Consider the following 25,671-nt stretch of genomic DNA (forward strand, 5'->3'; position numbering starts at 1 on the left):
TTATCAGAGGTTACTCTGTGTACATGAACCGATGGGACGCCGATCAGGAAAGCCTCGCGGAGACGCCCGACCTCGCCGCCCTCGCGGCGCTGCTCGCGGACCGCACCCGCGCGGCCATCTGTATGGCCCTGCTCGACGGCGGCACCTGGACCGCCGGTGAACTCGCCGAATACGCCGCGGTGGCGCCCTCCACGACCACCGAACACCTCAACCTCCTGGTCTCCGGCGGCCTGCTCGCCGAGGAGCGCCAGGGCCGCCGCCGCTATGTGCGGCTGGCGGGCCCGGACACCGCGGAGACGCTGGAGAACCTCGCGGGCCTGGCCCCCTACCGCCCGGTCCCGATCCGCTCCCTGGCCGAGGCCAACCAGCGCAGGGCCCTGCATCATGCCCGTACGTGCTACGACCACATCGCCGGCGCTCTCGGCGTCGCCATCGTCGAGGCGATGACCGACCGCGGACTCCTGGCCCCGGACTACGGCCTCGTGCTGACCGCCGACGGTGCCCGGTGGCTCGCCGCCCTCGGCATCCCCGACACCGGCCCCTCGGCCGCCCATCGGGCCCATGTGCGCACCTGCTTCGACTGGACGGTGCGCCGTCAGCACCTCTCCGGCGCGGTCGGCGCGGCGCTGTACCGCCATGCTGTGGACCGGGCGTGGGTCGTCAAGTCGCCGACCACCCGCATCCTCGGCGTCACCGAAGCCGGGCGAACGGCCTTCCGTGACCAGCTCGGCCTGCCCGACGAGGCGCTCTCGCCGTCCCTCACGTTCCCGTCCGCCCGCGCCTGACCTCGTACGGCGTCTCGTGCGGCGGTGAAGCGGGTGGTGGCGTGGGGCCTGGTGGTGATGCCGGCCGGCTGCTCCGGTTGCGCCGTTTACGCTGCTTGCGCCGCCTGCGCCGGTTACTCCGCGCCGACCTGTCCGATCCGGTCGTCGCCGAGCCTGCGCTGGGTGTCCTGCAGCAGGCTCTTCAGCAGGCCGGCGAGCTGTTCCTGCTGTTCGGGGGTGAGGCCGTCGATCAACTCCGCCTCGCGGCGGAGCACTTGGTCGACGGTCGTCTCGATGAGCGCATGACCGGCCGGGGTCAGCGCGACCAGGACCGTGCGCGGACGGCCCTCGCCCGGCCGCCGGGTCACCAGCCCCTCGCGCTCGGCCCGGGCCACCCGCTGGGAGATCGCGCCCGCCGTGACCAGGGAGCGGCGGCTGAGCTCGCGGGTGGTCAGGGTGTACGGGGCCCCGCCGCGGCGCAGCACGCTGAGCAGGTCGAGGGTGGCCGGGTCCACTCCGGCGTGGGCCAACACCCGGCGCCGTTCATCGCCCAGTAGCTTGGCCAGCTGCCAGATCGGCGTCACGATCCCGATCGAGGAGACCGGAGTGCCGGGGCGTTCGCGCTCCCAGGCGGCGGCGATCTCCTCGACGGGGTACGAGGAGGCGCGGGCCGCCGGGTTCCCGTAGCCGTCCTCCGCCTTGGATTCCCTTGCCACGGACCCTCCTGGTGGTGTTATGTTCAGGTCTAAATTTAGCGCTGAATTCAGCATTGATTTAGAGCTGAACGTGATGGACGGAGCCAGCATATGTCACGCACCATCCTCGTCACCGGCGGCGGAACCGGCATCGGACGCGCCGTCGCCCACCACTTCGCGGACCTGGGCGACGAGGTCATCGTCACGGGTCGTCGCACCGGCCCTCTCGAGGAGACCGCCGCCGGCCGCCCCGGCGTCCGGCCCCTGGTCTGCGACCACACCGACCCGCATGCGCTCGGCGCACTGCGCGCCGAACTCCCCGCCCGGATAGACGTCCTGGTCAACAACGCCGGCGGGAACACCGACCTCGAGGCCGGCGCCCACGCCGAGGTCCACGCCGAGGTCCACGCCGGCGGAGACACCGACGGGGGCGCCAACGGGGGTGCCGACGGCGGCATCGGCCTCGTCGCCTACGCCCGGGCGTTCCGCGCCAACCTCGAAGCGAACCTGCTCAGCGCGGTACTGACCACCGAGGCGGTGGCGGACCGGCTCGCGGCCGGCGGCGCGGTCGTCCACATCGGATCGATCGCCGCCGACCAGGGAGCCGGCTCCTACGGCGCGGCCAAGGCCGGACTCGCCTCCTGGAACGTCGACCTGTCCCGGACGCTCGGCCCCCGCGACATCACCACCAACGTCGTCGCGCCCGGCTACATCGCGGATACCGACTTCTTCCGCGACCAGCTCACCGACGAGCGCCGCGAGCGCCTGGTGGCCGCCTCGGCGGTCGGCCGTGCGGGAGCGCCGTCCGACATCGCGGGGACCGTCGCGTTCCTGGCATCACCGGCGGCCCGGCACATCACCGGCCAGGTCCTGAACGTCAACGGAGGGACGCGGACCACCCGTTGACAGGTCGCTCGACGTGTCGGCCGTCATGTCGGTCAACGTGTCGGTCGGCGTGTCGATCAACATGTCGGTCGACGTGTCAGTTGATGCGTCGGTCGACACCCCGGCTGATGTGTCGGTCGACGCCCCGGCGCGGACATCCGGCCGCGCCGGGGACCCCGTGGTCACCCCTTGAGCAGCTGCTTTCCGGTGGCCGCGTCCACCACCGTGCGGCCGGCCAGCGGGCCCCGGAGCTTGACCGTCACCTTGTCGGTGGCCAGCATCTCGGTGCACATGCCCTTGGCGCTCTTCCTCTTGCCCCAGCCGGTCACCACCACGAGCCCCTTCGCCTCATGGCCGCGCGCGCCGAAGCGGGCATCGCACGCGCTGTGCCCGACGGTCACGGTGATCTCCCGTACGGAGGTGTCCTTGGGCCGGTCCGCGCCGACCAGCGGCAGCAGCGCCTCCTGCCGCCCGGAGACCGGCGACACCTTCGGCCAGCTACGGACTATCTGGTCCGCCCGCCGCTCGAACGCGTCCTGCTTCTGCGGCGGCTTGGCGGTGCCCACGGACTGCTGTGGCCGGCCGCAGCCGGACAGTGCGACGGCGCCGGACGCCGCGAGTATGCGCACGGCGGTGAGCGTACGGGTGCGGGAGTGGGGTCCTCGCATGACATGCCTCCTCGGGTCGCGGATGTGACGTGCCGGAGGCGCGAGGGGTTCCGGCGGATTCCGCCTGTGGCACAACGCCCCGCTTCGGTGCGCCCCGGTCCTGCTCGGCGCAACTCGGCCCAGGTCGGCCCGACTCGGACCGACCTGAACCCACTCGGCCCGGCTCGGCCTGATTCAGCCCGACTCGCGTGCCTCGACGCGGAAGGTGCCCAGTCGGTGGGTCCTCGGCGGGCTTTCCGGAGCGCGGATCAGGCCGGCGACCAGGGCCGCCAGCCGCTCCGGCGCGGTGAGCTCGGCGCGGACGCTGGTCAGGCGGGGGCGCAGCAGCCGGGCCAGCAGCAGGTCGTCCGCGCCCACCACGGCGACTTCGCCGGGGGAGCGGACACCGACGGTGTGGCCGGCGTCCTGGAGGGCACGCATCAGCAGCATCGCGTACTCGTCGTTGTACGCGAACACCGCGTCCAGGTTCAGTCGTGCCCAGGAGGCGGCGAGGCGGGCCGCCGACTCCTCGGTGAGGGCGAGGTGGAGCGGGCGCACCTCGGCGCCGGGCCGGGTGGCGGCCGCGGCTCGTACGCCCGCCAGGCGCGGCTCGGCGAAGGCCGTCAGGCCGGGCTCGGCGGGCCGGACCACCCCGATCCGCCGGTGCCCCGCGGCCAGTAGGTGCTCCCCGGCCCGCAGCCCGGCCTCCCGCTGGTCGAGGAGGAGGGTGTGCGCGCCGGACGGGGCCGGCGGGCCGTGGGTGAGGACCGCGGCGGTGCCCGAACGGTGCAGCAGCTCCACGGCGGCCGCGTCCAGCGGCGGGCCGTGCAGCGCCAGTACCGCCGCCGGCCGCAGCTCGGCCCAGGCGCGGGCGGCGGCCCTGGGGGAGGAGGCGGGCGCGCAGTGCAGGACGCCGGTGTAGCCGAGGCCGTGCAGGGCGGTCTGGAAACCGGCCAGGAAGCGGGTGGCGAGGGGGCCGAACGCCGAGACCGTATCGGCGGGCGCGGACAGCAGGACGATGCTGCCGCGGCCCGCCCGCAGACTCCGGGCCGCGGCGTGCGGAACGTACCCCAGCTCCTCCGCGGCGGCCCGTACTCTCGCCTCGGTGTGCGCGCCGACCCGGCCGGCGGCCCGCCCGTTCAGGACGTAGGAGACGGTGGCGCGGGAAACCCCGGCGAGCCGGGCAACGGCCGCGCTGGTAGGGGGTGTTGGGATGGCCCGGGGGCGGTCTGGGTCAGTCATGCTGCTGGGCATCCTCGCACAGGGATTTCGCCCGGCGGGTCGGGACGCGGCACGTCTCCGCAGGGTGGTGACACGTGTAACCTCAGGCGGCGTACGGTTCCGGAGCGGCGTCGCAGGCCGTGCGACGGTGTGCAGCGCGTGCAGCAGTGTGAAGCATGCGGAGTGCGTGGAAGCGCGCGAGGCGCGTGGAAGTGCGTGAAGTTCGCGACGCTCGTGAAGTTCGTGAAGCGGCGTGAGGAAGTTCCGGAGAGGAGACGGATGCAGCTGTACACCCGTGAATGGGGCACCGGCCCACGTACCGCGGTGCTGGTCCACGGCATAATGTCCGACCACCGCACCTGGCACCGGGTCGGCCCGGCGCTCGCCGAGCGCGGCTACCGTGTGCTCGCGGTCGACCTGCGCGGCCACGGCCGCAGCCCGCGCGGCCCGTACGGTGCCGAACTGTTCGCCGACGACCTCGTGGAGACCCTGCCGGCGTTCCCCGAGGTCGTCATCGGGCACTCCCTGGGCGGCCTGGCGCTCTCCCTCGCGGTGGAGCGGCTGCAGCCCCGGCGCGCCGTCTACAGCGATCCGGCGTGGTCACTCGGACGGGGCGGCCAGCCCCTCGACCCGGCCGTGTTCGTCACGTTCAAGACCGCGAACCGGGCGATGGTACGGAGCTTCAACCCCCGCTGGGACGACGCCGATGTCGACACCGAACTGGCCACGCTCGCGGACTGGGACACCGCCACCGCCCATGCCATGTCCGCCGAGCGCTTCCAGGACCGTACGCCGGAGAAGCCGGTGGTCCCCTCGCTCGTGCAGATCGCGGGGGAGGGGTTCCTCTTCTCCGCCGAGGGCGCAGCGGAACTGGCCGGGCGCGGCTTCGAGGTCCGTACGGTGGCCGGTGCGGGCCACACCATCCACCGCGACGACTTCGACGGGTTCATGGCGGGGCTGGAGGGGTGGGTTTGAGGGAAGTCTGGGGGGGGGTGGGGGTGGGGGGCGAAGATCGGGGGGATGTCCGGGGGTACCCGTAGGGGGCGTTCGAACGGATCCCGTAGGGGGCGCGAGGGCCCCCTCGGGGCCACAACCGGCTGGGGCCGGACGGTATTCCCCCTTCCCCCTCCCCCCCCGTAATTCCCCAATTCCCCCGTGCAGTCGGCCCGACCACGCATACGCCGCCCGTCATGTGTCGCATTCGAGCACGGTCTTGCACAGCCCGCAGCGGGCCCGCAGCCGGCCGCGGACCGGGACCCGGATCCGCTGCCGGCAGACCGGGCAGGGGAACGACACCCGCAAGGGGGACGGGCCTTCGAACGCATAGCCGTCGCCCGCGCCGGACGGGCGACGGCCGGCCCCTCGCGGATCCCGCGCCGCCCGGCGGTCCTTGGCGTAACGGAGCCGGGCGGCCCAGCCCGCGGCGGCGAGCGGCGGCCGGTGCGCGTCACGGCGGGCCCGCGCCGCGCCTGCCCGGTACGCGTCGTACGCCTGCGGGCTGGTGAACCACGGCGCCGGGTCCTCGGCGAAGAACTCGGCCCGTTTGGCCAGGACATAGCCGAACTCCTCCGGCGTCAGATAGCCGAGCTTCTGCGAGAACGGGCCGTGTTCGCGGTAGGCGTCGAGCAGCAGCCAGCCCGCACCGAGGTAGGCCGTCGCCGTATCGGTGAGGATCTCGTTGTCGCGGGTGCCGGGGAACGACAGGTCCAGGCGGTGCAGGCAGACGTGCATCACCTCATGGGCCAGTGCGGCACCGATGTCCTTGCGGTGCTTCCTGAAGCGGTCGTTGAGCTCGATGAAGTACTCGGGTTCTGCGGTGAGTTCGACGTTCGCCGCGTGCTCCATCTCGCGGAAGGTCACCACCACCCGCGCATCCGGCAGATGCAGCTGCCGGACCAGGGCATGGGCCACCCGCTGGGCGCCCAGATGCAGGTCCTCGGAGTCGTCGAACGCCACATCGACCGGTGGAACACTGCCGGCGAAGGTGCTCACCGTGTCGTACGACAGGCGCTTGAACAGGGCATGGATGGCCGCGTTCACCGTGTCGAGGTGAGGGAAACCGTGTTCGATAGCGCTGTCGCCCGTAGTCACCCGGCCACTGTACGACTGTCCGGGAAAGCCCGGTATGCGCCGTATGGTCCGTGCCGGCGTGCGCCTTGTGGGCCGTGGGGAGAACCGTACGGGCCGTGGGGAGAGCCGCACGGGCCGCGAGAAGAGCGGGAGTTGGCCGGACGCACCCTTGTCACTCTGATCGCCCAGTCCACATAATCCAAGGGCGCACCACGGGCTCATCCCCCACTGGGTCCGGACGTCCAGCGGCGTGCTGTCGTCCTCCACGCACCTTCTTCGACGGCCACGTCCGGCTCCGGTGTTGGCATGGGCTCGTCACAACGTGCAACCCCCCACGAAAGGAAGCCCGTTGCGCGACTACCGGAATCTCCTCAGAAGAACCACCGCCGTCGGCGCGGTCGCCCTGGCAGCCTTCAGCCTCCAGGTCGGCTCGGCCTCCGCCGCTCCCGCTCCGGACCCCTCCGGCTCCGTTCACACCAAAGTCGTCGGTGGAGTCCCCGCCGACCAGGGTGAATTCCCGTTCATGGTGCGGCTGTCGATGGGCTGTGGCGGCGCGCTCTACACCAAGAACATCGTGCTCACCGCGGCGCACTGCGTCGACGGAAGCGGACCCAACACCTCCATCACGGCCACCGCGGGCGTGGTGGACCTCGAGGACTCGGGTGCCGTCAAGGTCAAGTCCACCGAGGTCCTGCAGGCCCCCGGTTACGACGGCAAGGGCAAGGACTGGGCGCTGATCAAGCTGGCCCAGCCGATAGAGCAGCCCACGCTGAAGATCGCCGAGGATGACAAGTTCAACAACGGCGACTTCACCATCGCCGGCTGGGGCGCCGACAAGGAGGGCGGCGACCAGCAGCGCTACCTCCTCAAGGCGAATGTGCCGTTCGTCGACGACGCCGCCTGCAAGCAGGCCTACGGCGACCAGCTGGTCCCCGGCGAAGAGATCTGCGCCGGCAAGCTGGACACCGGCGGCGTCGACACCTGCCAGGGCGACTCCGGCGGCCCGATGTTCCGCAAGGACGAGGCCGACCAGTGGATCCAGGTGGGCATCGTCTCCTGGGGCGAGGGCTGCGCACGGCCCGGCAAGCCCGGTGTCTACAGCGAGGTGAGCGCCTTCGCCGCGGACATCAAGAAGGCGGCGGACCAGCTGGGCGGCTGACCGCACGGTGCATGGCTGACCGCACGGTGCATGGCTGACCGCACGGTGCGTGGCTGACCGCACGGTGCGTGGCTGACCGCACGGTGCGTGGCTGACCGCACGGTGCACGGCTGACCGGCAGGTGTACGACCAGTAGGGATGACCGAAGGGCCCGGGGTGCGTTCCCCGGGCCCTTCGCAGCGCCGTCGGCCGGTCAGCCGATCCGCTCCTCGGATCTGCTCCTCGGGTCCACTCCTCGGGTCCGGTCCTCCGTCGCGGGACTTTCGTCCCCCGGCGGCCCGGACGTTCGTCCGCCCGGCCGGGGACCAAGCTCACCCTCCGGGCCGGACCTTGTGCGGCGAGCGATGGCCGTACGGCCTATGGGCCGCCCCTTGACAGCTCCCTAGCGTGAACCGTATGTGCCCCAAGCCACACACCCGGCCCCCGGCGCGTGACCGCGACCACCACGCCACGGTCCTCGCCGCCGTGCTGCTCGCCGCTTCCGCCGCGGCCCTCGCGTACGTCCTGCTCGGCGGCCACCACGGCGCCGTCGAGGAGGCGGACACGGACACGGACGCCGCGCCCCTGTCCGGGGTCCTGGCCTGACCGGCCCGGCGGGCCCCGGCCCCGGCCCCGAGCCCCAGCATCACCGACGGAACGACACCACGAGCGGAACGACACCACCGACGGACGAGAGGAGGCGGATGTGCCGATCAGTGTGGTCATCGCGGACGACCAGGAGATGGTCCGGACCGGGTTCCGGATGATCCTGGAGAGCCAGGACGACATCGAGGTCCTCGACGACGTCGTCGACGGCGAGGCCGCTCTCGAAGCCGTCGACCGGCTGCACCCCGACGTGCTGCTGCTGGACATCCGCATGCCCGGAGTCGACGGGCTGGAGGTCACCCGCCGGCTCACCGAGCGTGCCACCGCCCGCCCCGGAAGCGGGCACCGGACCCGCGTCGTCATCGTCACCACCTTCGACCTCGACGAGTACGTCCACGCCGGGCTGCGCGGCGGCGCCTCCGGCTTCCTCCTCAAGGACGCCAGCCCGGCCATGCTCGTCGAGGCCGTCCGGGCCGCCGCCGTCGGCGACTCCCTCGTCTCCCCCGCGATCACGGTCCGCTTGCTGCGCGAGATGACGCCCGCGGCCGGCTGCGGCGGACCGGCCCGCATGCCCTCCGAGCCGCTCACCGAACGCGAACAGGACGTCGTACGGGCGCTGGCACGCGGCCGTACCAACGCCGAGATCGCCGGTGAGCTGTATGTCTCGCTGTCCACGGTCAAGTCCCACCTGGCCAATGTGCAGAGCAAGCTGGCGGCCCGTAACCGCGTCGAGATCGCCGCCTGGGCCTGGGAGAGCGGCCTGGCCTCCGGAAGAACGTGAGCGGGCGGAGCGAACTGCGAGCATGAGCCTGACAACCGGGTGGGCGCAGAGCCACCCGCGCGGAGCCGTTGCCGCCAAGGCATCCCTGGCGGCGGTTCTGCTGTTCCTGGTCGGCGTGGAGACCGTGGTGCTGGCCCGCCAGCCCAGCCACCCGCACGCGATCGTGGTGGCCACCGCGGTCGTCGTCTGCCTGTGCGCGGTGCCGTACGCCCGGATCCCGCTGACCGTACGGAGCCAGGCCGCGGCCGTCGTCTCGCTCACCGCCTCCACGGTGCTGATCGCCGGGCAGCATGCCCTGAAGGTGTGGGGTCTGGGGGAGGGCATCGCCCTGCTGGTGCTGCTCACCGCAGTGGTCCACCGGGCGCCCGGCCGTACCGCCGCCGTTCTCGGCCCGATGCTCGGACTGTCCTGTGTCCTCGCCCCGATGCGGGACGCCCGGCCGGGCCTGTTCGCCGTCGTCTACGGCGTGCTCACCGTGGTCGTCGCCGCCTACTCGATGATTCTGCGCTGGCAGGACGCCCAGCGGCTGCGCGACCTCGCCGCCGTACGAGCCGCCGAGCGGCTGGAACTCGCACGTGAGCTGCACGACCTGGTCGCCCACCACGTCACCGGCATCGTCGTCCAGGCCCGCGCGGCCCGCTTCACCACGCTCGACGGGGCCCGGGCGGGCGCCACCTTCGAACGGATCGAGGCCTCCGGCGGCGAGGCGCTCGGCGCGATGCGCCGGCTGGTGCGGGTGCTGCGCGAGAACGGCGCCCGGACCCAGCCGCTCGCCGGGCTCGCGGAGGTCCGCGCGCTGACCGACGCCTTCGCCCGCACCGGGCCGCCGGTCGTGCTCTCCGTCGACCACGCCATGGCCGACGCCCTGCCCGCCGATCTGGCCGCCGCCGTCTACCGCATCGTGCGGGAGGCGCTCACCAATATCCGCAAGCACGCCGCGGACGCCACCGCGGTACGCGTCGGCCTGCGGGCCGTCCCCGGCGGCGTGGAGCTGCGCGTCGCCAACGACGGAGGCGCCCCGGCCCGCCTCTCCGAACAGGCCGCGGCCGGCGGAGGCTTCGGCCTGGCCGGTCTCACGGAACGGGCCGCGGCGATGGGCGGCCGGCTCCGCGCGGGCCCCGCCGCCGAGGGGGGCTGGGAACTGACCGCCGTCCTGCCTCTCGACGGCGCGGCATGACGAGCGGCCCCCGCCCCCACCGCACGCTGTTCGCCGCGCTGCGGCGCACCCCTGGAATCCCTGGGCGGCACCAGGGCCTGAACCGGGATTCGTTCGGCATCCGCCGTCGGAAATGTGCCATGCCAAGGCCGATGGCCCGCTCGGCAACCCAAACAGTTGGGCATCGCTATTTGTTGCTGTTACCGGCGGAATCGGCCAAACCGGGACAGTTTTGCTATTGACTATGCGCCGGACTGTATTGTGATCGGGGTCACGGTGCGGCTATGGAAAATTCGATTAAGGTGATGCCTGCTCGAGCCGAGAATTTGGCCGGGCTTCTTTTACGGGGGTTAAGAAAATGACAACAGGGTTAGACCGGCCTGCCCGTGTGCTCGCCGATGCGTTCTACGAGCGCCTGGACAAGGCGACGTACGCCAGCAGCCCGTCAACGGCGGGGCCATGGGGCCCGGACATGCAGCACGCGGGACCTCCCTCGGCACTGCTGGCGATGCAGATGCTGAACGACTTCCCCCGCGAGGGCTTCCACCCGGCGCGGATGACGTTCGAATTGCTCGGCAAAATCCCGGTCGCCGAGCTGACACTGCAGACTTCCGTCGTGCACTCGACCAACCGGACCGATCTGCTGTCCGGCACCCTGCTGCACGACGACAAGGCCGTGGCGCTGGCCCGCATGTGGCGCTACCGGTCCACACCGCAGACCCTGGCCCGGGCCCGCAGGGCCGGGACCGGAAGCCCGGCGCTGGCCTTCGACGATGCCGTGCCGCCGGTCGAACCGCTGGTGTTCGCCTACGACAATTCCGTCACCCCGCCCGCTCCGCTGGCCGTGACCGGCCACACGGACGGCTATGTGTCCGCCGTCGAATGGCGCTTCGCCGAAGAGCGGCCGTTCGCCACGTACGGTCCCGGAAAGGCCTGGGTCCGGTCGCGTATCCCGCTCGTCCTGGGCGAGCCCGACACCCCCTTCGGCCGCCTCATGGTCATGGCCGACAGCTGCTGGTCCGTCGGGCGCCGGGTGGAGATGCCCAAGCACCTCGCGATCAACACGGAGATCACGGTGCACTGCCATCGCCTGCCCGAGGGCGAATGGCTGCTCCTGGACTCGACCACGGTCACCTCGCCCGGTGGCGCCGCGGTGAGCCACGCAACGATGGGCGACCGCGCCGACGAATGCGCCTACGTGCTCCAGTCGATGCTCGTCGCCTGACATCGCCTCAAGATTTCCTTCCCGACCTCAACACTTCCTTCCCGAAGAAAACGACAAAACCCACTCCGGGGCGGGGGCCCGGCGGAGAGGCGGAACACGATATGGCAACGAATAAACCGTTACGCACGTTATCTTTCTCGGTGATCCTGATCAGTGTCGTGGCCATTATGGGCCATACGGCACTGCCCACCCCGATCTATGCGATCTACAGCAGAGAATTCGGGCTCACCACGCTTCAGGTGACCGAGGTATACGCAATCTATGCCCTCGGGGTGATTGCCGCACTGGTGCTGTTCAATTCCCTGTCCAACACCATCGGCAGACGCCCGCTGCTGATGATCGGGCTGGTCTGCAGCATCGCCTCGAACATCGTCTTCCTCAACGCCACATCGATCGCCGGACTCTTCGCCGCCCGGTCACTGACCGGGCTCGCCGCGGGCCTGTTCATGGGAACCGCCACCGTGGCCGCCGTGGAAGTGGCTCCCGCAAGCATCGCCAAGAACTCCGCCGTATGGGCCACCGCGGCCAATATCCTCGGCCTGGGCGTCGGTCCGGTGGCCGGCGGACTCGGCGCCCAGTTCTTCGACGCACCGCAGAAAACCCTCTTCGTTCTGCACCTCGTCCTGATCTGCGTCATCTCCGTTCTCATGCTGGTCATCCGGGAACCGCTGGCCAAGGCCGACCGCGTACCGTTCGTCTGGTCGACGCCCAAGCCGCCTTCCGCGCACCGGCGCACGTACACCGGACTCACCCTCATCGGCGTGTCCGGCATGGCGACGCTGGGCATGCTGGCGGGCTTGACACCGCACTTCCTCACCACGTTCTATCCCCAGGCGAGCGGACTCACCGCCGGGCTCGTCGTCGGCGGCGCCTTCGGCGGATCCGCGCTCGCACAGCTGGCCTTCCGGCGGCTGACCATCGCCCGCGGCCTGGGGTCCGGGGTCTGCGTGATGAGCCTCGGCCTGCTGGTCCTGATCGGCGCAGTCGCGTTCGGCAGCGGAGTCCTCTACACCTCCGCCGCCCTGCTCGCCGGCCTCGGGCAGGGCCTGACCATCGCCAGGTCCGTCCAGGAGATCTCCCTCCGCACCGCGCTCTCGGAGCGCGTGAGCGCGGTGAACCTGTACTACGTGGCGCTGTACACCGGCGCCGCGATCCCCGTCATCGCCCTGGCCTTCATCGAGAGGTCCTTCGGTCTCACCGCGGCAGGCGTCGCGTTCTGCCTGTTCGCGCTGGTCTTCGCCGCGACCGGGACCCTTCAGCTGAGCCGGTCCGGAATGTGGCGCAAGGAGCCGGCGGTGGACAGCCGCCCGGAAACCGTCCGCGCCTGACCTCCACCGGGCCGGGGCCTCGGCCCACCACGCCCTTCCACCCATGCGGTGGAGAGAACACGTAAGGAAATAAAGAGATGGCGCAATCCGCGCACACCGGCCACCTCCTGGGTGGCCCCGGCATCCTGGTGCAGGACGACCGCCGGATGGTGTCGGAGGTCTCCGACTGGTTCCGGCACGTCGGACGGGACACCCTGCTGCGGCAGGAGATCGACCGCGAGTACCCCACCGAGTACGTGTACTTCCTGAAGTCCTCCGGACTGCTCGAGCGGTCCCTGGTGCCGTCCTGGCTCGGCGACCACCAGGACGGCTGGACGCCGTACCGCGTCGCGGGCCTCAGCGAACACCTGGCGTTCCACAGCTTCACGCACTGGCTGATGTGGCACGTGAGTTCGCTGTCCGCCGTCCCGGTGTGGGGCTCGCAGAACACCACCGTCCAGAACACCTACCGCGAGCAGTTCCGGGCGGGCATGCTCGGCGCCTTCGGCATGTCCGAACGCGGGGCCGGCGCGGACTGGCGCAACACCGCGACATCGGTGAAGCGCCTCGCCGACGCGTACGTCGCCAACGGAGGCAAGGACTACACCGGCAACGGCAACGTCTCCAGCCTCATCACCACCTTCGCCCGCAACGCCGACGGCGGAGACCGGGACTACGTCCTCTTCCGGGCGGACTCGCACCGAGCCGGCTTCCGGCTCGTGCGCAACGCGACCCCCGAGCAGATGTACACCAGCGAGTTCCGGCTGACGGACTACCCGTTCGGTGACGACGACATCATCTCCACCGGCGGCCAGGCGTTCGCCGACGCGGTCAACACCATCAACATCGGCAAGTTCAACCTCGCGACGGCGGCGACCGGCCTCGCCTCCCGCGCCCTGGTGGAGACCTTCCACCACACCTCGCACCGTTCCATCTTCGGGAGCACCACCGCCGCGTTCGGCCAGAACCGCGACGCCCTGTGCCGCGCGACGCTGCGACTGATCGGCATGAAGGCGTTCACCTCCCGCTGCGTCGACCACATGCACGCGGCCGGCGAGGACGACAACCGCTACGTCGTCCTGAACTCCATCGCCAAGGCCAAGGTCACACACGACGTCACCGACGTCATCCACTCGCTGTGCGACGTCATCTCCGCGAAGGCCTTCGAAACGGACTCGGCCTTCCGGCCGGTCATGAAGTACGCCGAGTACCTGCCCCGTCTGGAGGGCACGAAGTACGTCAACCTCATGCAGGCCGTGCGCGCGGCCCCGGCGTTCTTCGACTTCGCACGCAACACCGAGCCGGTGCCGGACGCCGCCGACGACGCCCTGGAGGCGCCGCGCTACCTGCTCTCCCAGCGGAAGCTGGGCGGCCTCGAGAAGCTCGCCTTCAGCGACCACATCCCGTCGAAGGAGGCCCTGGGCCACCTCCCCGCCGTCGCGCTGTTCTTCGACGTCGTCGAGCGCCTGGGCGCCACGCTCTTCACCGGCCCGCTGGACCAGCGCGACCAGCGGAAGGTCCAGGCGTTCGGGGAGATCTTCGCGACCGCCGTGTACGGCACCGTGATCGCCGAATACGCGCGGACACACCCGGATGACGAGGTCTGGGCCTCGGTGTTCAGCCTGATCCTCCAGGACCTGGCGCTGACCCTCGTGACCTCGCGGCAGGACTTCGCCGAGCACCGGGAGCTCGCCGAGTCCGTCCTGACGGCCATCCAGTCCGTCCACACCGAATGGCCGGCCGGCCGGATCCTCGACCACCTCGAGGCGGCCGCCACCCGCGCGAGCGGGCTGCTGTAACGAGACGAGCGGGGGACCGGTCATGCTGAACATCGCCATCATCGGCGCGGGGATCGGCGGCCTCACCGCTGCCATCGCCCTGCGCGAAAAAGGACACCGTGTCAACGTCTACGAGCAGACCTCCGAGCTGAGGGCGATCGGGGCGGGCTTCGGCGTCCTGCCCAACGCCATGCACCTGCTGGCCACCGTCGGCCTGGACGAGGGCGTGCAGAGGATCGGCTACTCCGCCGGCACCTCGATCGTCCGCGACTGGGCCGGCAACCGGCTGCCGGTCGAGAACTGGCCGCAGAAGCCCAGCCCGCTCGGCAGCACCTACGCCGTCCACCGGGGAGAATTCCAGCAGCTGCTGGTCTCCAAACTCCCGGCCGAGGCGCTGCACCTCGGCAAGAAGGCCGTCAAGGTCCACCAGCTGGACGACTCCGCGCGCGTCGACTTCGGCGACGGCACATCGATCACGGCCGACCTGGTCATCGGCGCGGACGGCATCCGCACCGCGGTCCAGGAGGCGGTGGGCGTCGAGGTGCGCCCGACCGGCGAGGGCATCATGGCCTACCGGGCCCTCGTCCCGATCGAGAAGCTGAGCTGGGCGCTGGAGGACCAGAGGCTCGCCATCTGGTTCGGCCCCCAGCGCACCTTCCTGTGCTACCTCGTCTCCTCCGGCAAGGTCATGAACGTCGTCGGCTATGTGCCGAGCGACCGCGACGCGGCCGAGTCGTGGTCCGCGCCCGGCGCCCTCGACGAGCTGCGCAACCAGTTCGAAGGCTGGGAGCCGCGGGTGCTCGAGACCATCGACGCCGCCGAGTCCACCTTCAAGTGGGGCATCTTCGACCGCCCCTCGCTGCCGCGCTGGTCGACCCGGTCGATCACCCTGCTGGGAGACGCCGCGCACGCGATGGTCCCGCACCTGGGCCAGGGGGCGAACCAGGCCATGGAGGACGCCTTCGCCCTCGCCACGATCCTCGACGGCGCGGACCCGGGCTCGCTGCCCGAACTGCTGAAGGTCTACGAAGGCGTACGGATCGACCGCACCTCGCTGGTACAGAGGGTGTCGCGGGAGGCCGGCCGCCTCTACCGGGACTTCGGCAACGACGATATGACCAAGAAGGCGGAGGCGATCTCGGACCTCATCACGAGGAACCACATCGCCGGCTACGACGCCATAGCGGAGGCCGCGGCGGCGCTGGCGCGACGCTAGCACCGACGATCCGGTCGTACCGACGATCCCGGGAGCACCGACAATCCCGGGAGCACCGACAATCCCGGGCAGTCGGCCCCGTCGCCCGAGCGACGGGGCCGGCTGCCGGCCTTGCCCGGCGCGGCAAACCCCCCTGCACACCCCACCGGCCGTACGGCAGCATGACCCCATGCCCGAACTGCAGCGCGACGAGGCGCAGACCCGAGCCCGGCTCATCGACGTCCACCGCTACGAGGTCCACCTCGACCTCACACACGGCCTGGAGGTCCCCCCGGCGGAGCCGGAGGGAGAGCACTTCGGCTCCCGTACCGCCGTCCACTTCACCGCCCGCACCGGCGGCGACACCTTCGTCGAGCTCAAGCCCGCCACACTGCACTCCGCCACCCTCGACGGCCACCCCCTCGACCCGGGGACCCTGGACGGCAACCGGCTGCCCCTGACGGACCTCACCGCGGGCGAGCACGTCCTCCACGTCCACGCCACCATGCGCTACTCCCGCACCGGCGAAGGCATGCACCGCTTCACCGACCCCGCCGACGGCGAGAACTACGCCTACACCCAGCTGTTCATGCACGACGCCCAGCGCGTCTTCGCCGCCTTCGACCAGCCCGACCTCAAAGCCGTCTTCGACCTCCACGTCACCGCCCCCGAAGGCTGGCAGGTCCTCGCCAACGGCATCACCGAACACCTGGGGGAGGGCCGCTGGAAAGCCGCCCCCACCCCCCGTATCTCCACCTACCTCGTCGCCGTCGCCGCCGGCCCCTGGCACTCCGTACGCACCGAACACGCCGGACTGCCCTTCGGCCTCCACTGCCGCCGCTCCCTCGCCCCCCACCTCGACGCCGACACCGACGAACTCCTCGACCTCACCCGCCGCTGCTTCGACCGCTACCACGAACTCTTCGACGAGCCCTACCCCTTCGACTCCTACGACCAGGCCTTCGTCCCCGAATTCAACGCCGGCGCCATGGAGAACCCGGGACTCGTCACCTTCCGCGACGCATACGTCTACCGCTCCGCCGTCACCGACACCGAACGCCAGGCCCGCGGTGTGACCATCGCCCACGAAATGGCCCACATGTGGTTCGGCGACCTCGTCACCCTCCAGTGGTGGGACGACATCTGGCTCAACGAATCCTTCGCCGAATACATGGGCTACCAGGTCCTGTCGGAAGCCACCCGCTTCACCGACACCTGGACCGCCTTCGCCGTCGCCCGCAAGGGCTGGGGCTACGACGCCGACCAGCGCCCCTCCACCCACCCCGTCGCCCCCGCCCCCGAAGACGTCCCCGACACCGCCGCCGCCCTCCTCAACTTCGACGGCATCTCCTACGCCAAGGGCGCCTCCGCCCTCCGCCAGCTCGTCGCCTGGCTCGGCACCGAGGACTTCCTCGCCGGCATCAACGACCACTTCGCCCGGCACCGCTTCGGCAACGCCACCCTCGCCGACTTCATCGACTCCCTCGCCCGCCACACCGACCGCGACGTCCACACCTGGGCCGAACGCTGGCTGCGCACCACCGGAGCCGACACCCTCACCCCCGTCGTCCACGACACCGGCGACGGCCACTGGACCCTCACCGTCGACCACACCGGAAGCCACGACGGCACCCGCCCCCACCGCCTCACCGTCGGCCGCTACGACCACGACCCGCACACCCCCGGCCACCTCGTCCCCCGTACCCCCCGCACCCCCCTCACCCTCGACCTCCCGTCCTCCGAGCTCCCGACCCCGCTCGAGCAGGGTGGGGGTGCCCCCAGCGGTAGCTGGGGGAGTACCCCCAGCAAGCCGCACACCGCCACCGGCCGCCGCCCCGCCCTGCTCCTCCTCAACGACCAGGACCTCACCTACGCCAAGATCCGCCTCGACGCCGCCTCCTGGCACACCGCCCTCACCACCCTCTCCGGCCTCCCCGACCCCCTCACCCGCGCCGTTGTCTGGAACGCCGCCCGCGACATGGTCCGCGACGGCGAACTCGCCCCCACCGCCTACCTGGACGCCGCCCGCACCCACCTCCCGCACGAAACCGACCTCGCCATCCTCCAGGGCGTCCTCACCTTCGCCCGCACCCAGATCGCCGACCGCTACCTCTTCGCACCCGGCCCCTCGCCCCTGGGCGAGCCGGGAGGCACCCCCGGCCGACGCCACACCGCCCTCACCACCCTCACCGCCCTCAGCCGCGACATACTCCGCCGCACCGAAGGCCCCGACAACGGCGCCCCCACCGGCCGCCGCCTCATCGCCGTGCGCGCCTTCATCGACAGCGCCACCACCCCCGACGCCCTCCAGGCCTGGCTCGACGACGGCAGCGTCCCCGGCGGCCCCCACCTCGACCCCGAACTCCGCTGGCGCATCCTCGGCCGCCTCGCCACCCTCGGCGCCACCCCCCTCGACACCCTCCGCGCCGCCATCGACGCCGAACTCACCCGCGACCCCAGCGCCACCGGCCGCGAAGGCGCCGCCCGCTGCCGCGCCGCCCTCCCCGACCCGGCGGCCAAACAAGCCGCCTGGGACGCCCTGTTCACCACCGACGACGCCGACGGCAAAGCCGCCCTCTCCACCTACCTCTTCATCGCCACCGCGGGCGGCTTCTGGGCACCCGAACACCACGACCTGCTCCGCCCCTACGTCGCCCGCTACTTCACCGACGCCCCTGCCCTCGCCGCCGCCCGCGGCCCCGTCCTCGGCGCCGCGGCCGGCACCCACGCCTTCCCCGTCACCGCCATCGACCAGGACACCCTCCGCCTCGGCGAAACCTGCCTCGCCGACCCCGGCCTCACCCCCGCCCTCCGCCGCAAACTCATCGACCAACTCGACGACCTGCGGCGGGCGTTGAAGGTACACGCCGCAGCCGGGGCGGGGACCGGGGCAGCGACCGGGGAGACGGCCGGGAAGGCGGCCGGAAAGGCGTAACCCACCACCGCACGGACGGTGCCGCCGCCCGCCGGCCGGCGGCACCCGAACACCTGCGGTGCGCCCGTACCACTTACGGGTGGTATGACCGCAACCAGTGGGCACACCACGTACCGGGACAGTAACTTAGGGCCGCCTCACGCCTCGTCCGCACGGGAACCGCCCGGCGACGCGGACCAGGCTGCCGGAAAACTCCCCGTACGCCCACACAGAAGAGCACACCCATGCCTGTGCCCCCTGCCGGCACCGCCCTCGCAGGCGGCACCAACGGCCCCCGCGCGCTCCGCCCCCTCCTCGACACCGTCCTCGACGCCCTCACCGCCGGCGCCGAGGACCGCGCCGGCCCCCTCCCGGCCGGCGGCCCCGACACCGTCGCCCGCGCCGTACACGACGCCTGCCACCCCGTCCTCCCCGACGACGGCACCGGACCCCACACCGCCCTGCGCACCCTCGTCCACACCCTCGCCGCCGGCGCCGCCGACCCCGCCGACCCCCACTGCGCCGCCCACCTGCACTGCCCGCCCCTCGCCCTGGCCACCGCCGCCGACCTCGCCGCCGCCGCCCTCAACCCCTCCATGGACTCCTGGGACCAGGCCCCCGCCGCCTCCGCCCTGGAATCCCTCACCAGCCGCGCCCTCGCCGCCCTCGTCTACCCCCACGCCACCGCCCCCGACGCCCTGATCACCACCGGCGGCACCGAATCCAACCAGCTCGGCCTCCTCCTCGCCCGCGAAGCCGCCACCACCCCCGGCACCGCCGGCCCCCTCCAGATCATCTGCGGCGCCAACGCCCACCACTCCATCCACCGCTCCGCCTGGCTCCTCGGCCTCCCCACCCCCATCACCCTCCCCACCCCCAACGGCACCCTCACCCCCGACACCCTCCACACCTGCCTCACCAACCTCCCCCCGCACACCGGCCCCCTCCTCATCACCGCCACCGCAGGCACCACCGACTCCGGCGCCATCGACCCCCTCCCCGCCCTCGCCGACCTCGCCCACCACCACCGCGCCCGCCTCCACATCGACGCCGCCTACGGCGGCCCCCTCCTCTTCAGCGACACCCACACCAAAGCCCTCCAAGGCCTCGACCGCGCCCACACCGTCGCCCTCGACCTCCACAAACTCGGCTGGCAGCCGGTCGCCGCCGGCCTCCTCGCCGTCCCCGACCCCACCACCCTCACCCCCCTCACCCACCAAGCCGACTACCTCAACGCCGACGACGACACCGAAGCCGGCCTCCCCGACCTCCTGCACCGCTCACTCCGCACCACCCGCCGCCCCGACATCCTCAAAATCGCGGTCACCCTCAAAGCCCTCGGCCGCCACGGCATCGGCACCCTCGTCGACCGCACCCTCGCCGACCTCATCGAGGCCCACCCCCGCTACGAACTCCACTCCCGCCCCACCCTCAGCACCGTCCTCTTCCGCCCCACCGGCGCCGACCACGCCACCCTCGCCACCATCCGCCGCACCCTCCTCACCGAAGGCCGCGCCGTCCTCGGCCGCGCCACCACCCCCACCGGCCTCTGGCTCAAAGTCACCCTCCTCAACCCCCACACCCAGCCCGGAGACCTCACCACCCTCCTCACACTCGTGGAAGGCCACACCCCCCGATGACCACCACCCCCGAAACCCCCATCGCCCGCCCTGATGAACCCCTCGACCTCGTCGGCATCGGCATCGGCCCCTTCAACCTCTCCCTCGCCGCCCTCGCCCACCCCCTCACCCACCTCCGCGCCGCCTTCTACGACCAGCGCCCCGCCTTCCACTGGCACCCCGGCCTCCTCATCGACGGCGCCACCCTCCAAGTCCCCTTCCTCGCCGACCTCGTCACCCTCGCCGACCCCGCCAGCCCCTGGACCTTCCTCAACTACCTCAAGACCCGCGAACGCCTCTTCCCCTTCTACTTCGCCGAGCGCTTCCACATCCACCGCACCGAATACGACTCCTACTGCCGCTGGGTCAGCGAAAACCTCCCCGCCCTCCACTTCGGCCACCACATCGACGCCATCCGCTGGAACCCCGAACGCACCGCCTTCGAAGTCGACTTCACCCAACTCGACGCCGACGGCGAAGCCCAGGCCCTCGGCCGCACCCACGCCCGCCACCTCGTCCTCGGCATCGGCACCGCCCCCCACATCCCCGTCCCCCTCCGCCCCCTCGCCGACGCCCCCACCGTCCCCGTCATCCACTCCGCCGACTACCTCGACCACCGCGACAGCCTGCTCGCCGCCGACCACCTCACCGTCATCGGCGCCGGCCAGTCAGGCGCCGAAATCTTCCTCGACCAGCTCCGCGCCCGCCCCACCGGCCGCGAAGGCATCCACTGGCTCGCCCGCACTCCCGCCTTCGCCCCCATGGAATACAGCAAACTCGGCCTCGAACACTTCACCCCCGACTACACCCGCTACTTCCACGCCCTCCCCGAACGCGTCCGCGACGACCTCCTCCCCGGCCAGTGGCAACTCCACAAAGGCATCGACCACGCCACCCTCGCCGCCATCCACGACGAGCTCTACCGCCGCACCCTCAACGGCGGCTGGCCCGACACCACCCTCACCCCCGGCGTCTCCGTACGCACCGCCGGCCGCGTCGGCACCACCAAAGTCGAACTCCACCTCGACCACACCCAGCAAGGCACCCGCTCCCGCCTCGTCACCGACGCCGTCGTCCTCGCCACCGGCTACCGCGAACGCCGCCTGGACACCCTCCTCGCCGCCCTCGACCCCTACGTACGCCGCGACGCACGCGAACGCCCCCGCATCGACGACCAGCACCGCGTCGTCCTCGACCCCACCATCACCGGCTCCCTCTACGTCCAGAACGCCGAAACCCACACCCACGGCGTAGGCACCCCCGACCTCGGCCTCGCCGCCTGGCGCAGCGCCACCATCCTCAACTCCCTCACCGGCACCACCCCCTACCCCCTCCCCGAACGCACCGCCTTCACCACCTTCGGCCTCCAGCAGCCCACCACCGGCGGCAGCACCCACACCATCCCCCGCCAGGGCGCCGGCCTCATCCCCCGCCACTGACCACCGGGAGGGCTGGCCGCGACGGGGGACGGCCGGTCGGCGGCGCCACCACAGCACTGCCACCGCAGCACTGCCGCCCCCACGCCGCCCTGCTTCTCCCCACCGACGCCGCCCCGATGTGCGACCCTTCGGCCACCCACACCGAAGGAGCCCACCCATGACCGACCCCCTGCCCTACGGCACCCCCGACACCCCCCGCCTCGCCGTACGCGGCGAAGCCCACCTCGAAGTCGCCCCCGAAATCGCCCGCATCACCGTCACCCTCAGCGCCCGCGGCACCAACCGCAACACCACCCTCGCCGACCTCACCCGCCGCAACGAACACGCCCTCACCCTCATCAAGAGCTACGGAGACGCCGTCGAAAAACTCGAAACCGGCGCCTTCACCCTCACCCCCCAACTCACCGACAAAGGCCGCCACGAACGCGTCCGCGCCTACCACGGACGCGTCGCCCACACCGCCACCCTCAACGACTTCACCGCCCTCGGCGAACTCACCACCCGCCTCGCCGACCTCGACCTCACCCGCGTCGACGGACCCTGGTGGGCCCTCCGCCCCGACTCACCCGCCCACCGCACCGCCCGCACCCAGGCCGTCCACGACGCCGTCCAACGCGCCCGCGAATACGCCGAAGCCCTCGGCGCCCGCCTCGACGCCCTCCTCGAAATCGCCGACCTCGGCGCCGAGAACCAGGCTTTCACCCCGCCCCCCGGCATGCGAGGCTTCGCCGGCCGCGCCGCCACCCAGGAATCCGCCCCCGCCCTCGACCTCGAACCCCAGCAGCAAACCGTCCACGCCGCCGTCAACGCACGCTTGACGATGACCCGCCCCGCCCTCTGACACACCACCGCGCGAGGGCGGAAATCCGCTCATCGGAGCGCCTTCGCGCCCATTCCAATACTTGTCAACAGCCTTTCATTCAAAGCTCGTTGAGCAGTCACCCCGCCACAGTTCCCTACCCTCCGGTAAGCCATAGAGTCGACCCATGCGCCGAGCAAAGATCGTCTGCACACTGGGACCCGCCACCGACTCGTACGAGCAGATCAAAGCCCTCGTCGACGCCGGAATGAACATCGCCCGCTTCAACCTCAGCCACGGCACCTACCCCGACCACGAAGCCCGCTTCGACCGGGTCCGCAAAGCATCCGAGGAGACCCGCCGCAGCGTCGGCATCCTCGCCGACCTTCAAGGCCCGAAGATCCGCCTCGGCCGATTCCGCGAAGGTCCCGTACTTCTCGAACGCGACGACGAGTTCACCCTCACCGTCGAACCATCCGTCGAAGGCGACCGCCACCTCTGCGGCACCACCTACCAGGGCCTCGCCGCCGACGTCACCACCGGCGAACGCATCCTCGTCGACGACGGCAAGGTCACCCTGGAGGTCACCGAGGTCTCCGGCCCCCGGGTCCGCACCAAGGTCATCGAAGGCGGCATGGTCTCCGACCACAAAGGCCTCAACCTCCCCGGCGTCGCCGTCTCCGTCCCCGCCCTCTCCGAAAAAGACCAGGACGACCTCCGCTGGGCGCTGCGCTACGGCGCCGACCTCATCGCCCTCTCCTTCGTGCGCACCGGCCACGACATCGAAGACGTCCACCGCATCATGCGCGAGGAAGGACGCTTCCTCCCCGTCATCGCAAAGATCGAAAAACCTCAGGCCGTCGACAACATCCACGACATCGTCGCCGCCTTCGACGGCATCATGGTCGCCCGCGGCGACCTCGGCGTCGAAATGCCCCTCGAAACCGTCCCCATCGTCCAGAAGCGCGCCATCAAACTCGCCAAGCGCAACGCCAAACCGGTCATCGTCGCCACCCAGATGCTCGACTCGATGATCGACAACTCCCGCCCCACCCGCGCCGAAGCCTCCGACGTCGCCAACGCCGTCATCGACGGCACCGACGCCGTGATGCTCTCCGGCGAGACCAGCGTCGGCAAATACCCCACCGAGACCGTCCGCACCATGAGCCGCATCGTCGAAGCGGCCGAAGAAGACATCCTCGCCAAGGGCCTCCCACCCCTCACCGAAACCAGCAAACCCCGCACCCAGGGCGGCGCCGTCGCCCGCGCCGCCGCGGAAATGGGCGACTTCCTCGGCGCCAAGTTCCTCGTCGCCTTCACCCAGTCCGGCGACACCGTCCGCCGCCTCTCCCGCTACCGCTCACCCATCCCCCTCCTCGCCTTCACCCCCGACCCCGCCACCCGCTCCCAACTGAACGTCAGCTGGGGCGTGGAGACCTTCCTCGGCCCCACCGTCAACTCCACCGACGAGATGGTCGCCCAGGTCGACGAGCAACTCCTCAAGATCGGCCGCTGCCGCAAGGGCGACCTCGTCATCATCACCGCCGGCTCCCCACCCGGAGTCCCCGGCTCCACCAACCTCGTCCGCGTCCACCACATCGGCGAGGACGAAATCCTGAAGTAGCCGCACCCGCACCACGCACCACGCTCCCCTGGGCCGAGGAACTGACTGCCGTCCCCGTCAGTACTTCGGCCCGATGTGTTGATCCATAAGCGCCACAGAGGCTTTGCGGGCCACGGAGATGTTGAACGGGTCGCTACCACGGGCGAGGGTCGTCCACTCGACGCCGACCTTGGTCAGCGTGTCCGGGAAGAGCCGCCGAATGTCGTCGGACTTGTTGGTGAAGAAGTACCGCGGATACTCATAGCGCTTGCGCTCCCCGCCGACCATCTTCGTGGTCCAGTTGGTGATCCGACAGCCGTCAGAGTGGATCAGCCCGCGTACGAACTCCCAGGGGTGCTCGTCCACGATTTGCTGCTGCCACGGTTCGAGGGCGATCGGCCGCTCGTGCTTCTTACCCTTGCCGTGCTGAGGAAACATGCACCATAGGTGCTTGGAGTAGACCTTCACGTTGTGGCAGCCGGTCCGGCTGACTCGGCACACGGAGTTGTCTGGAAAGACCGCGCGCATCGCGGCTTCGCAGGCATCCATGAGACCAGGCCGGTCGTTTCCGCACGTGATCATGAGGTTGGGTACGCGGTGCTCCGAGTACTGGATGATGTGGCCGTCGCCGAGGTAGAGGGCCAGGAGGTAGGCGTACGCCGGCTGGTCCAGCTCTCGCCCGTCGCATCGCGGGCACTTCGGGTTGTGCGCACCAGGACACTCTCCGCGTTTGGCGCGCTCCATGTGCAGCCAGTAGCCAACAGTGCCAAGTGGTACGCCCAGGGCACGGGCCACGTGTGAGTTCCTCGCCCCGGCGCGGAGTTGAGTGATCGCCTTCTGTCGCACGTCTGTGCCGTGAAAGTTCATGTAGTCACTCTGCGTGATGCCACGTAAGCGACGCAACGAAAATGCGTGCGATTCACGAGAACGTGAAGCTCCGCTTGTTTCAGAGGTGCCGGGTGCGGGATTCGAACCCGCACGCCCTTTCGGACAGATGCTTTTGAGGCATCAGCGTCTGCCATTCCGCCAACCCGGCTAGGTGCCCAAGACACCCTACCCTGTGCGGAATGCTGGTCGCCTCTAGGTAGGCTGCAATGGCACCACCTGCCCGGAACGAGGAGTCACGTGAGCGCCGCCGAGCCCCAGCCCGTCGCCGATGACGACCAGTCGCACGTCCCGCCGCTGACCACGCGAGTCGTGATCGCCGAGGACGAGGCCCTCATCCGCCTCGATCTCAAAGAGATGCTCGAGGAAGAGGGCTACACCGTCGTCGGTGAGGCCGGGGACGGCCAGACCGCCGTGGAGCTGGCCCGGGAGCACCGCCCCGACCTGGTGATCCTGGACGTGAAGATGCCCGTCCTGGACGGCATCTCCGCCGCCGAGAAGATCGCCGAGGAGAGCATCGCCCCGGTCCTGATGCTGACCGCGTTCTCGCAGCGCGAGCTGGTGGAGCGGGCGCGGGACGCCGGCGCCATGGCGTACCTGGTGAAGCCGTTCTCCAAGAGCGACGTCGTGCCGGCGATCGAGATGGCGGTGAGCCGGTTCACCGAGCTGAAGACGCTGGAGAAGGAGGTCGCCGACCTCACCCAGCGGCTGGAGACGCGGAAGCTGGTGGACCGCGCGAAGAGCATTCTGCAAACGCAGTACGGGCTGACCGAGCCGGCCGCGTTCCGGTGGATCCAGAAGACGTCGATGGACCGCCGGCTGTCGATGCAGCAGGTCGCCGAGGCGGTCATCGAGGACGCCGAGGAGAAGAAGCAGCAGAAGAAGGACCAGAAGGACCAGTAGCTGCGCGTGGTGTGCGTGTGCGCGGACGGCCCCGTACCGAG

General features: G+C 70.9%; 23 protein-coding genes and 1 tRNA gene. 18 read left to right on the forward strand and 6 right to left on the reverse strand.

The genetic code is table 11. The annotated features are described in order from the left end of the window. Positions 1-23 precede the first annotated feature (23 nt). Positions 24-785: an ArsR/SmtB family transcription factor gene (locus AZE13_RS17750; RefSeq protein WP_066932738.1), complete on the forward strand. Its 762-nt coding sequence runs from the start codon at positions 24-26 to the stop codon at positions 783-785. Positions 786-898: 113 nt separating this feature from the next. On the opposite strand, the gene AZE13_RS17755 is transcribed toward AZE13_RS17750, so the two are convergent. Then, positions 899-1,480, reverse strand: a complete 582-nt coding sequence (locus AZE13_RS17755) for a MarR family winged helix-turn-helix transcriptional regulator (RefSeq protein WP_066932352.1) — start codon at positions 1,478-1,480, stop codon at positions 899-901. 90 nt (positions 1,481-1,570) lie between these two features. On the opposite strand from AZE13_RS17755, the gene AZE13_RS17760 reads away from it, so the two are divergent. Both AZE13_RS17760 and AZE13_RS36950 read left to right on the forward strand, forming a co-directional pair. Continuing rightward, positions 1,571-2,365, forward strand: a complete 795-nt coding sequence (locus tag AZE13_RS17760) for an SDR family NAD(P)-dependent oxidoreductase (RefSeq protein ID WP_066932354.1) — start codon at positions 1,571-1,573, stop codon at positions 2,363-2,365. 13 nt (positions 2,366-2,378) lie between these two features. Then, positions 2,379-2,537 (forward strand): hypothetical protein, encoded by a 159-nt coding sequence (locus tag AZE13_RS36950; RefSeq protein WP_181690371.1) that lies wholly within the window; start codon positions 2,379-2,381, stop codon positions 2,535-2,537. Here the strand turns inward: AZE13_RS36950 and AZE13_RS17765 are convergent. After that, on the reverse strand, positions 2,527-3,012 hold the full coding sequence (locus AZE13_RS17765; protein ID WP_066932356.1) for a hypothetical protein: 486 nt from the start codon (positions 3,010-3,012) through the stop codon (positions 2,527-2,529). The two genes, AZE13_RS36950 and AZE13_RS17765, sit on opposite strands and share 11 nt — an antisense overlap. A 174-nt stretch (positions 3,013-3,186) precedes the next feature. Continuing rightward, entirely contained in the window at positions 3,187-4,233 is a 1,047-nt protein-coding gene (locus AZE13_RS17770) for a LacI family DNA-binding transcriptional regulator (protein ID WP_066932358.1), read from the reverse strand. Positions 4,234-4,491: 258 nt separating this feature from the next. Between AZE13_RS17770 and AZE13_RS17775 the strand changes: the two genes are divergently transcribed. Continuing rightward, entirely contained in the window at positions 4,492-5,187 is a 696-nt protein-coding gene (locus AZE13_RS17775; RefSeq protein WP_066932360.1) for an alpha/beta fold hydrolase, read from the forward strand. Positions 5,188-5,400: 213 nt separating this feature from the next. Here the strand turns inward: AZE13_RS17775 and AZE13_RS17780 are convergent, their stop codons facing one another. Then, positions 5,401-6,303 (reverse strand): hypothetical protein, encoded by a 903-nt coding sequence (locus AZE13_RS17780; RefSeq protein ID WP_066932362.1) that lies wholly within the window; start codon positions 6,301-6,303, stop codon positions 5,401-5,403. Between the two features lie 328 nt (positions 6,304-6,631). Between AZE13_RS17780 and AZE13_RS17785 the strand changes: the two genes are divergently transcribed. The 13 genes from AZE13_RS17785 to pyk all read left to right on the forward strand — a co-directional run bounded on the left by AZE13_RS17785 (position 6,632) and on the right by pyk (position 23,863). Further along, positions 6,632-7,441 (forward strand): S1 family peptidase, encoded by an 810-nt coding sequence (locus AZE13_RS17785; RefSeq protein ID WP_066932364.1) that lies wholly within the window; start codon positions 6,632-6,634, stop codon positions 7,439-7,441. A 396-nt stretch (positions 7,442-7,837) separates the two neighbouring features. After that, entirely contained in the window at positions 7,838-8,026 is a 189-nt protein-coding gene (locus AZE13_RS17790; RefSeq protein WP_066932366.1) for a hypothetical protein, read from the forward strand. Between the two features lie 100 nt (positions 8,027-8,126). Further along, positions 8,127-8,807: a response regulator gene (locus AZE13_RS17795; protein WP_079124107.1), complete on the forward strand. Its 681-nt coding sequence runs from the start codon at positions 8,127-8,129 to the stop codon at positions 8,805-8,807. Positions 8,808-8,829: 22 nt separating this feature from the next. Next, entirely contained in the window at positions 8,830-9,984 is a 1,155-nt protein-coding gene (locus tag AZE13_RS17800; protein ID WP_066932368.1) for a sensor histidine kinase, read from the forward strand. A 337-nt stretch (positions 9,985-10,321) separates the two neighbouring features. Then, positions 10,322-11,188 (forward strand): thioesterase family protein, encoded by an 867-nt coding sequence (locus tag AZE13_RS17805; protein WP_066932370.1) that lies wholly within the window; start codon positions 10,322-10,324, stop codon positions 11,186-11,188. Between the two features lie 140 nt (positions 11,189-11,328). Then, the gene (locus AZE13_RS17810) at positions 11,329-12,516 is read left to right on the forward strand and encodes an MFS transporter (RefSeq protein WP_066932372.1); all 1,188 of its coding nucleotides are present in this window, start codon (positions 11,329-11,331) and stop codon (positions 12,514-12,516) included. Positions 12,517-12,593: 77 nt separating this feature from the next. Further along, positions 12,594-14,294: an acyl-CoA dehydrogenase family protein gene (locus tag AZE13_RS17815; protein WP_066932374.1), complete on the forward strand. Its 1,701-nt coding sequence runs from the start codon at positions 12,594-12,596 to the stop codon at positions 14,292-14,294. Positions 14,295-14,316: 22 nt separating this feature from the next. Then, complete coding sequence (locus AZE13_RS17820; RefSeq protein ID WP_079124109.1) at positions 14,317-15,489, forward strand: FAD-dependent monooxygenase; 1,173 nt, start codon at positions 14,317-14,319, stop codon at positions 15,487-15,489. A 169-nt stretch (positions 15,490-15,658) separates the two neighbouring features. Then, positions 15,659-18,403, forward strand: coding sequence for an aminopeptidase N (gene pepN, locus AZE13_RS17825; protein ID WP_066932376.1), 2,745 nt, complete (start codon positions 15,659-15,661; stop codon positions 18,401-18,403). A gap of 224 nt (positions 18,404-18,627) precedes the next feature. After that, complete coding sequence (locus AZE13_RS17830; protein WP_066932378.1) at positions 18,628-20,022, forward strand: pyridoxal phosphate-dependent decarboxylase family protein; 1,395 nt, start codon at positions 18,628-18,630, stop codon at positions 20,020-20,022. Beyond that, on the forward strand, positions 20,019-21,440 hold the full coding sequence (locus AZE13_RS17835; protein ID WP_066932380.1) for a lysine N(6)-hydroxylase/L-ornithine N(5)-oxygenase family protein: 1,422 nt from the start codon (positions 20,019-20,021) through the stop codon (positions 21,438-21,440). The genes AZE13_RS17830 and AZE13_RS17835 overlap by 4 nt, the downstream gene beginning before the upstream one ends. Before the next feature lie 157 nt (positions 21,441-21,597). After that, positions 21,598-22,281, forward strand: coding sequence for an SIMPL domain-containing protein (locus AZE13_RS17840; RefSeq protein ID WP_066932382.1), 684 nt, complete (start codon positions 21,598-21,600; stop codon positions 22,279-22,281). 145 nt (positions 22,282-22,426) lie between these two features. Continuing rightward, the gene (gene pyk / locus AZE13_RS17845) at positions 22,427-23,863 is read left to right on the forward strand and encodes a pyruvate kinase (RefSeq protein WP_066932384.1); all 1,437 of its coding nucleotides are present in this window, start codon (positions 22,427-22,429) and stop codon (positions 23,861-23,863) included. Between the two features lie 57 nt (positions 23,864-23,920). Here pyk and AZE13_RS17850 read toward each other — a convergent pair whose 3' ends face one another. Both AZE13_RS17850 and AZE13_RS17855 read right to left on the reverse strand, forming a co-directional pair. Next, positions 23,921-24,709 (reverse strand): hypothetical protein, encoded by a 789-nt coding sequence (locus AZE13_RS17850; RefSeq protein WP_066932386.1) that lies wholly within the window; start codon positions 24,707-24,709, stop codon positions 23,921-23,923. A gap of 86 nt (positions 24,710-24,795) precedes the next feature. Continuing rightward, positions 24,796-24,878: transfer RNA gene (locus AZE13_RS17855), tRNA-Leu, on the reverse strand. 89 nt (positions 24,879-24,967) lie between these two features. On the opposite strand from AZE13_RS17855, the gene AZE13_RS17860 reads away from it, so the two are divergent. Continuing rightward, positions 24,968-25,630, forward strand: a complete 663-nt coding sequence (locus AZE13_RS17860) for an ANTAR domain-containing response regulator (protein ID WP_066932389.1) — start codon at positions 24,968-24,970, stop codon at positions 25,628-25,630. Positions 25,631-25,671 lie beyond the last annotated feature (41 nt).

It is taken from the genome of Streptomyces sp. NBRC 110611, from assembly GCF_001590865.1.
GTDB lineage: Bacteria > Actinomycetota > Actinomycetes > Streptomycetales > Streptomycetaceae > Streptomyces.

Coding starts and splice junctions, on each gene's coding strand:
- AZE13_RS17750 (WP_066932738.1), top strand. CDS start 24: ATGAACCGATGGGACGCCGATCAGGAAAGCCTCGCGGAGACGCCCGAC.
- AZE13_RS17760 (WP_066932354.1), top strand. CDS start 1,571: ATGTCACGCACCATCCTCGTCACCGGCGGCGGAACCGGCATCGGACGC.
- AZE13_RS17765 (WP_066932356.1), bottom strand. CDS start 3,012: ATGCGAGGACCCCACTCCCGCACCCGTACGCTCACCGCCGTGCGCATA.
- AZE13_RS17770 (WP_066932358.1), bottom strand. CDS start 4,233: ATGACTGACCCAGACCGCCCCCGGGCCATCCCAACACCCCCTACCAGC.
- AZE13_RS17775 (WP_066932360.1), top strand. CDS start 4,492: ATGCAGCTGTACACCCGTGAATGGGGCACCGGCCCACGTACCGCGGTG.
- AZE13_RS17790 (WP_066932366.1), top strand. CDS start 7,838: ATGTGCCCCAAGCCACACACCCGGCCCCCGGCGCGTGACCGCGACCAC.
- AZE13_RS17800 (WP_066932368.1), top strand. CDS start 8,830: ATGAGCCTGACAACCGGGTGGGCGCAGAGCCACCCGCGCGGAGCCGTT.
- AZE13_RS17805 (WP_066932370.1), top strand. CDS start 10,322: ATGACAACAGGGTTAGACCGGCCTGCCCGTGTGCTCGCCGATGCGTTC.
- AZE13_RS17815 (WP_066932374.1), top strand. CDS start 12,594: ATGGCGCAATCCGCGCACACCGGCCACCTCCTGGGTGGCCCCGGCATC.
- AZE13_RS17820 (WP_079124109.1), top strand. CDS start 14,317: ATGCTGAACATCGCCATCATCGGCGCGGGGATCGGCGGCCTCACCGCT.
- pepN (WP_066932376.1), top strand. CDS start 15,659: ATGCCCGAACTGCAGCGCGACGAGGCGCAGACCCGAGCCCGGCTCATC.
- AZE13_RS17830 (WP_066932378.1), top strand. CDS start 18,628: ATGCCTGTGCCCCCTGCCGGCACCGCCCTCGCAGGCGGCACCAACGGC.
- AZE13_RS17835 (WP_066932380.1), top strand. CDS start 20,019: ATGACCACCACCCCCGAAACCCCCATCGCCCGCCCTGATGAACCCCTC.
- AZE13_RS17840 (WP_066932382.1), top strand. CDS start 21,598: ATGACCGACCCCCTGCCCTACGGCACCCCCGACACCCCCCGCCTCGCC.
- pyk (WP_066932384.1), top strand. CDS start 22,427: ATGCGCCGAGCAAAGATCGTCTGCACACTGGGACCCGCCACCGACTCG.
- AZE13_RS17850 (WP_066932386.1), bottom strand. CDS start 24,709: ATGAACTTTCACGGCACAGACGTGCGACAGAAGGCGATCACTCAACTC.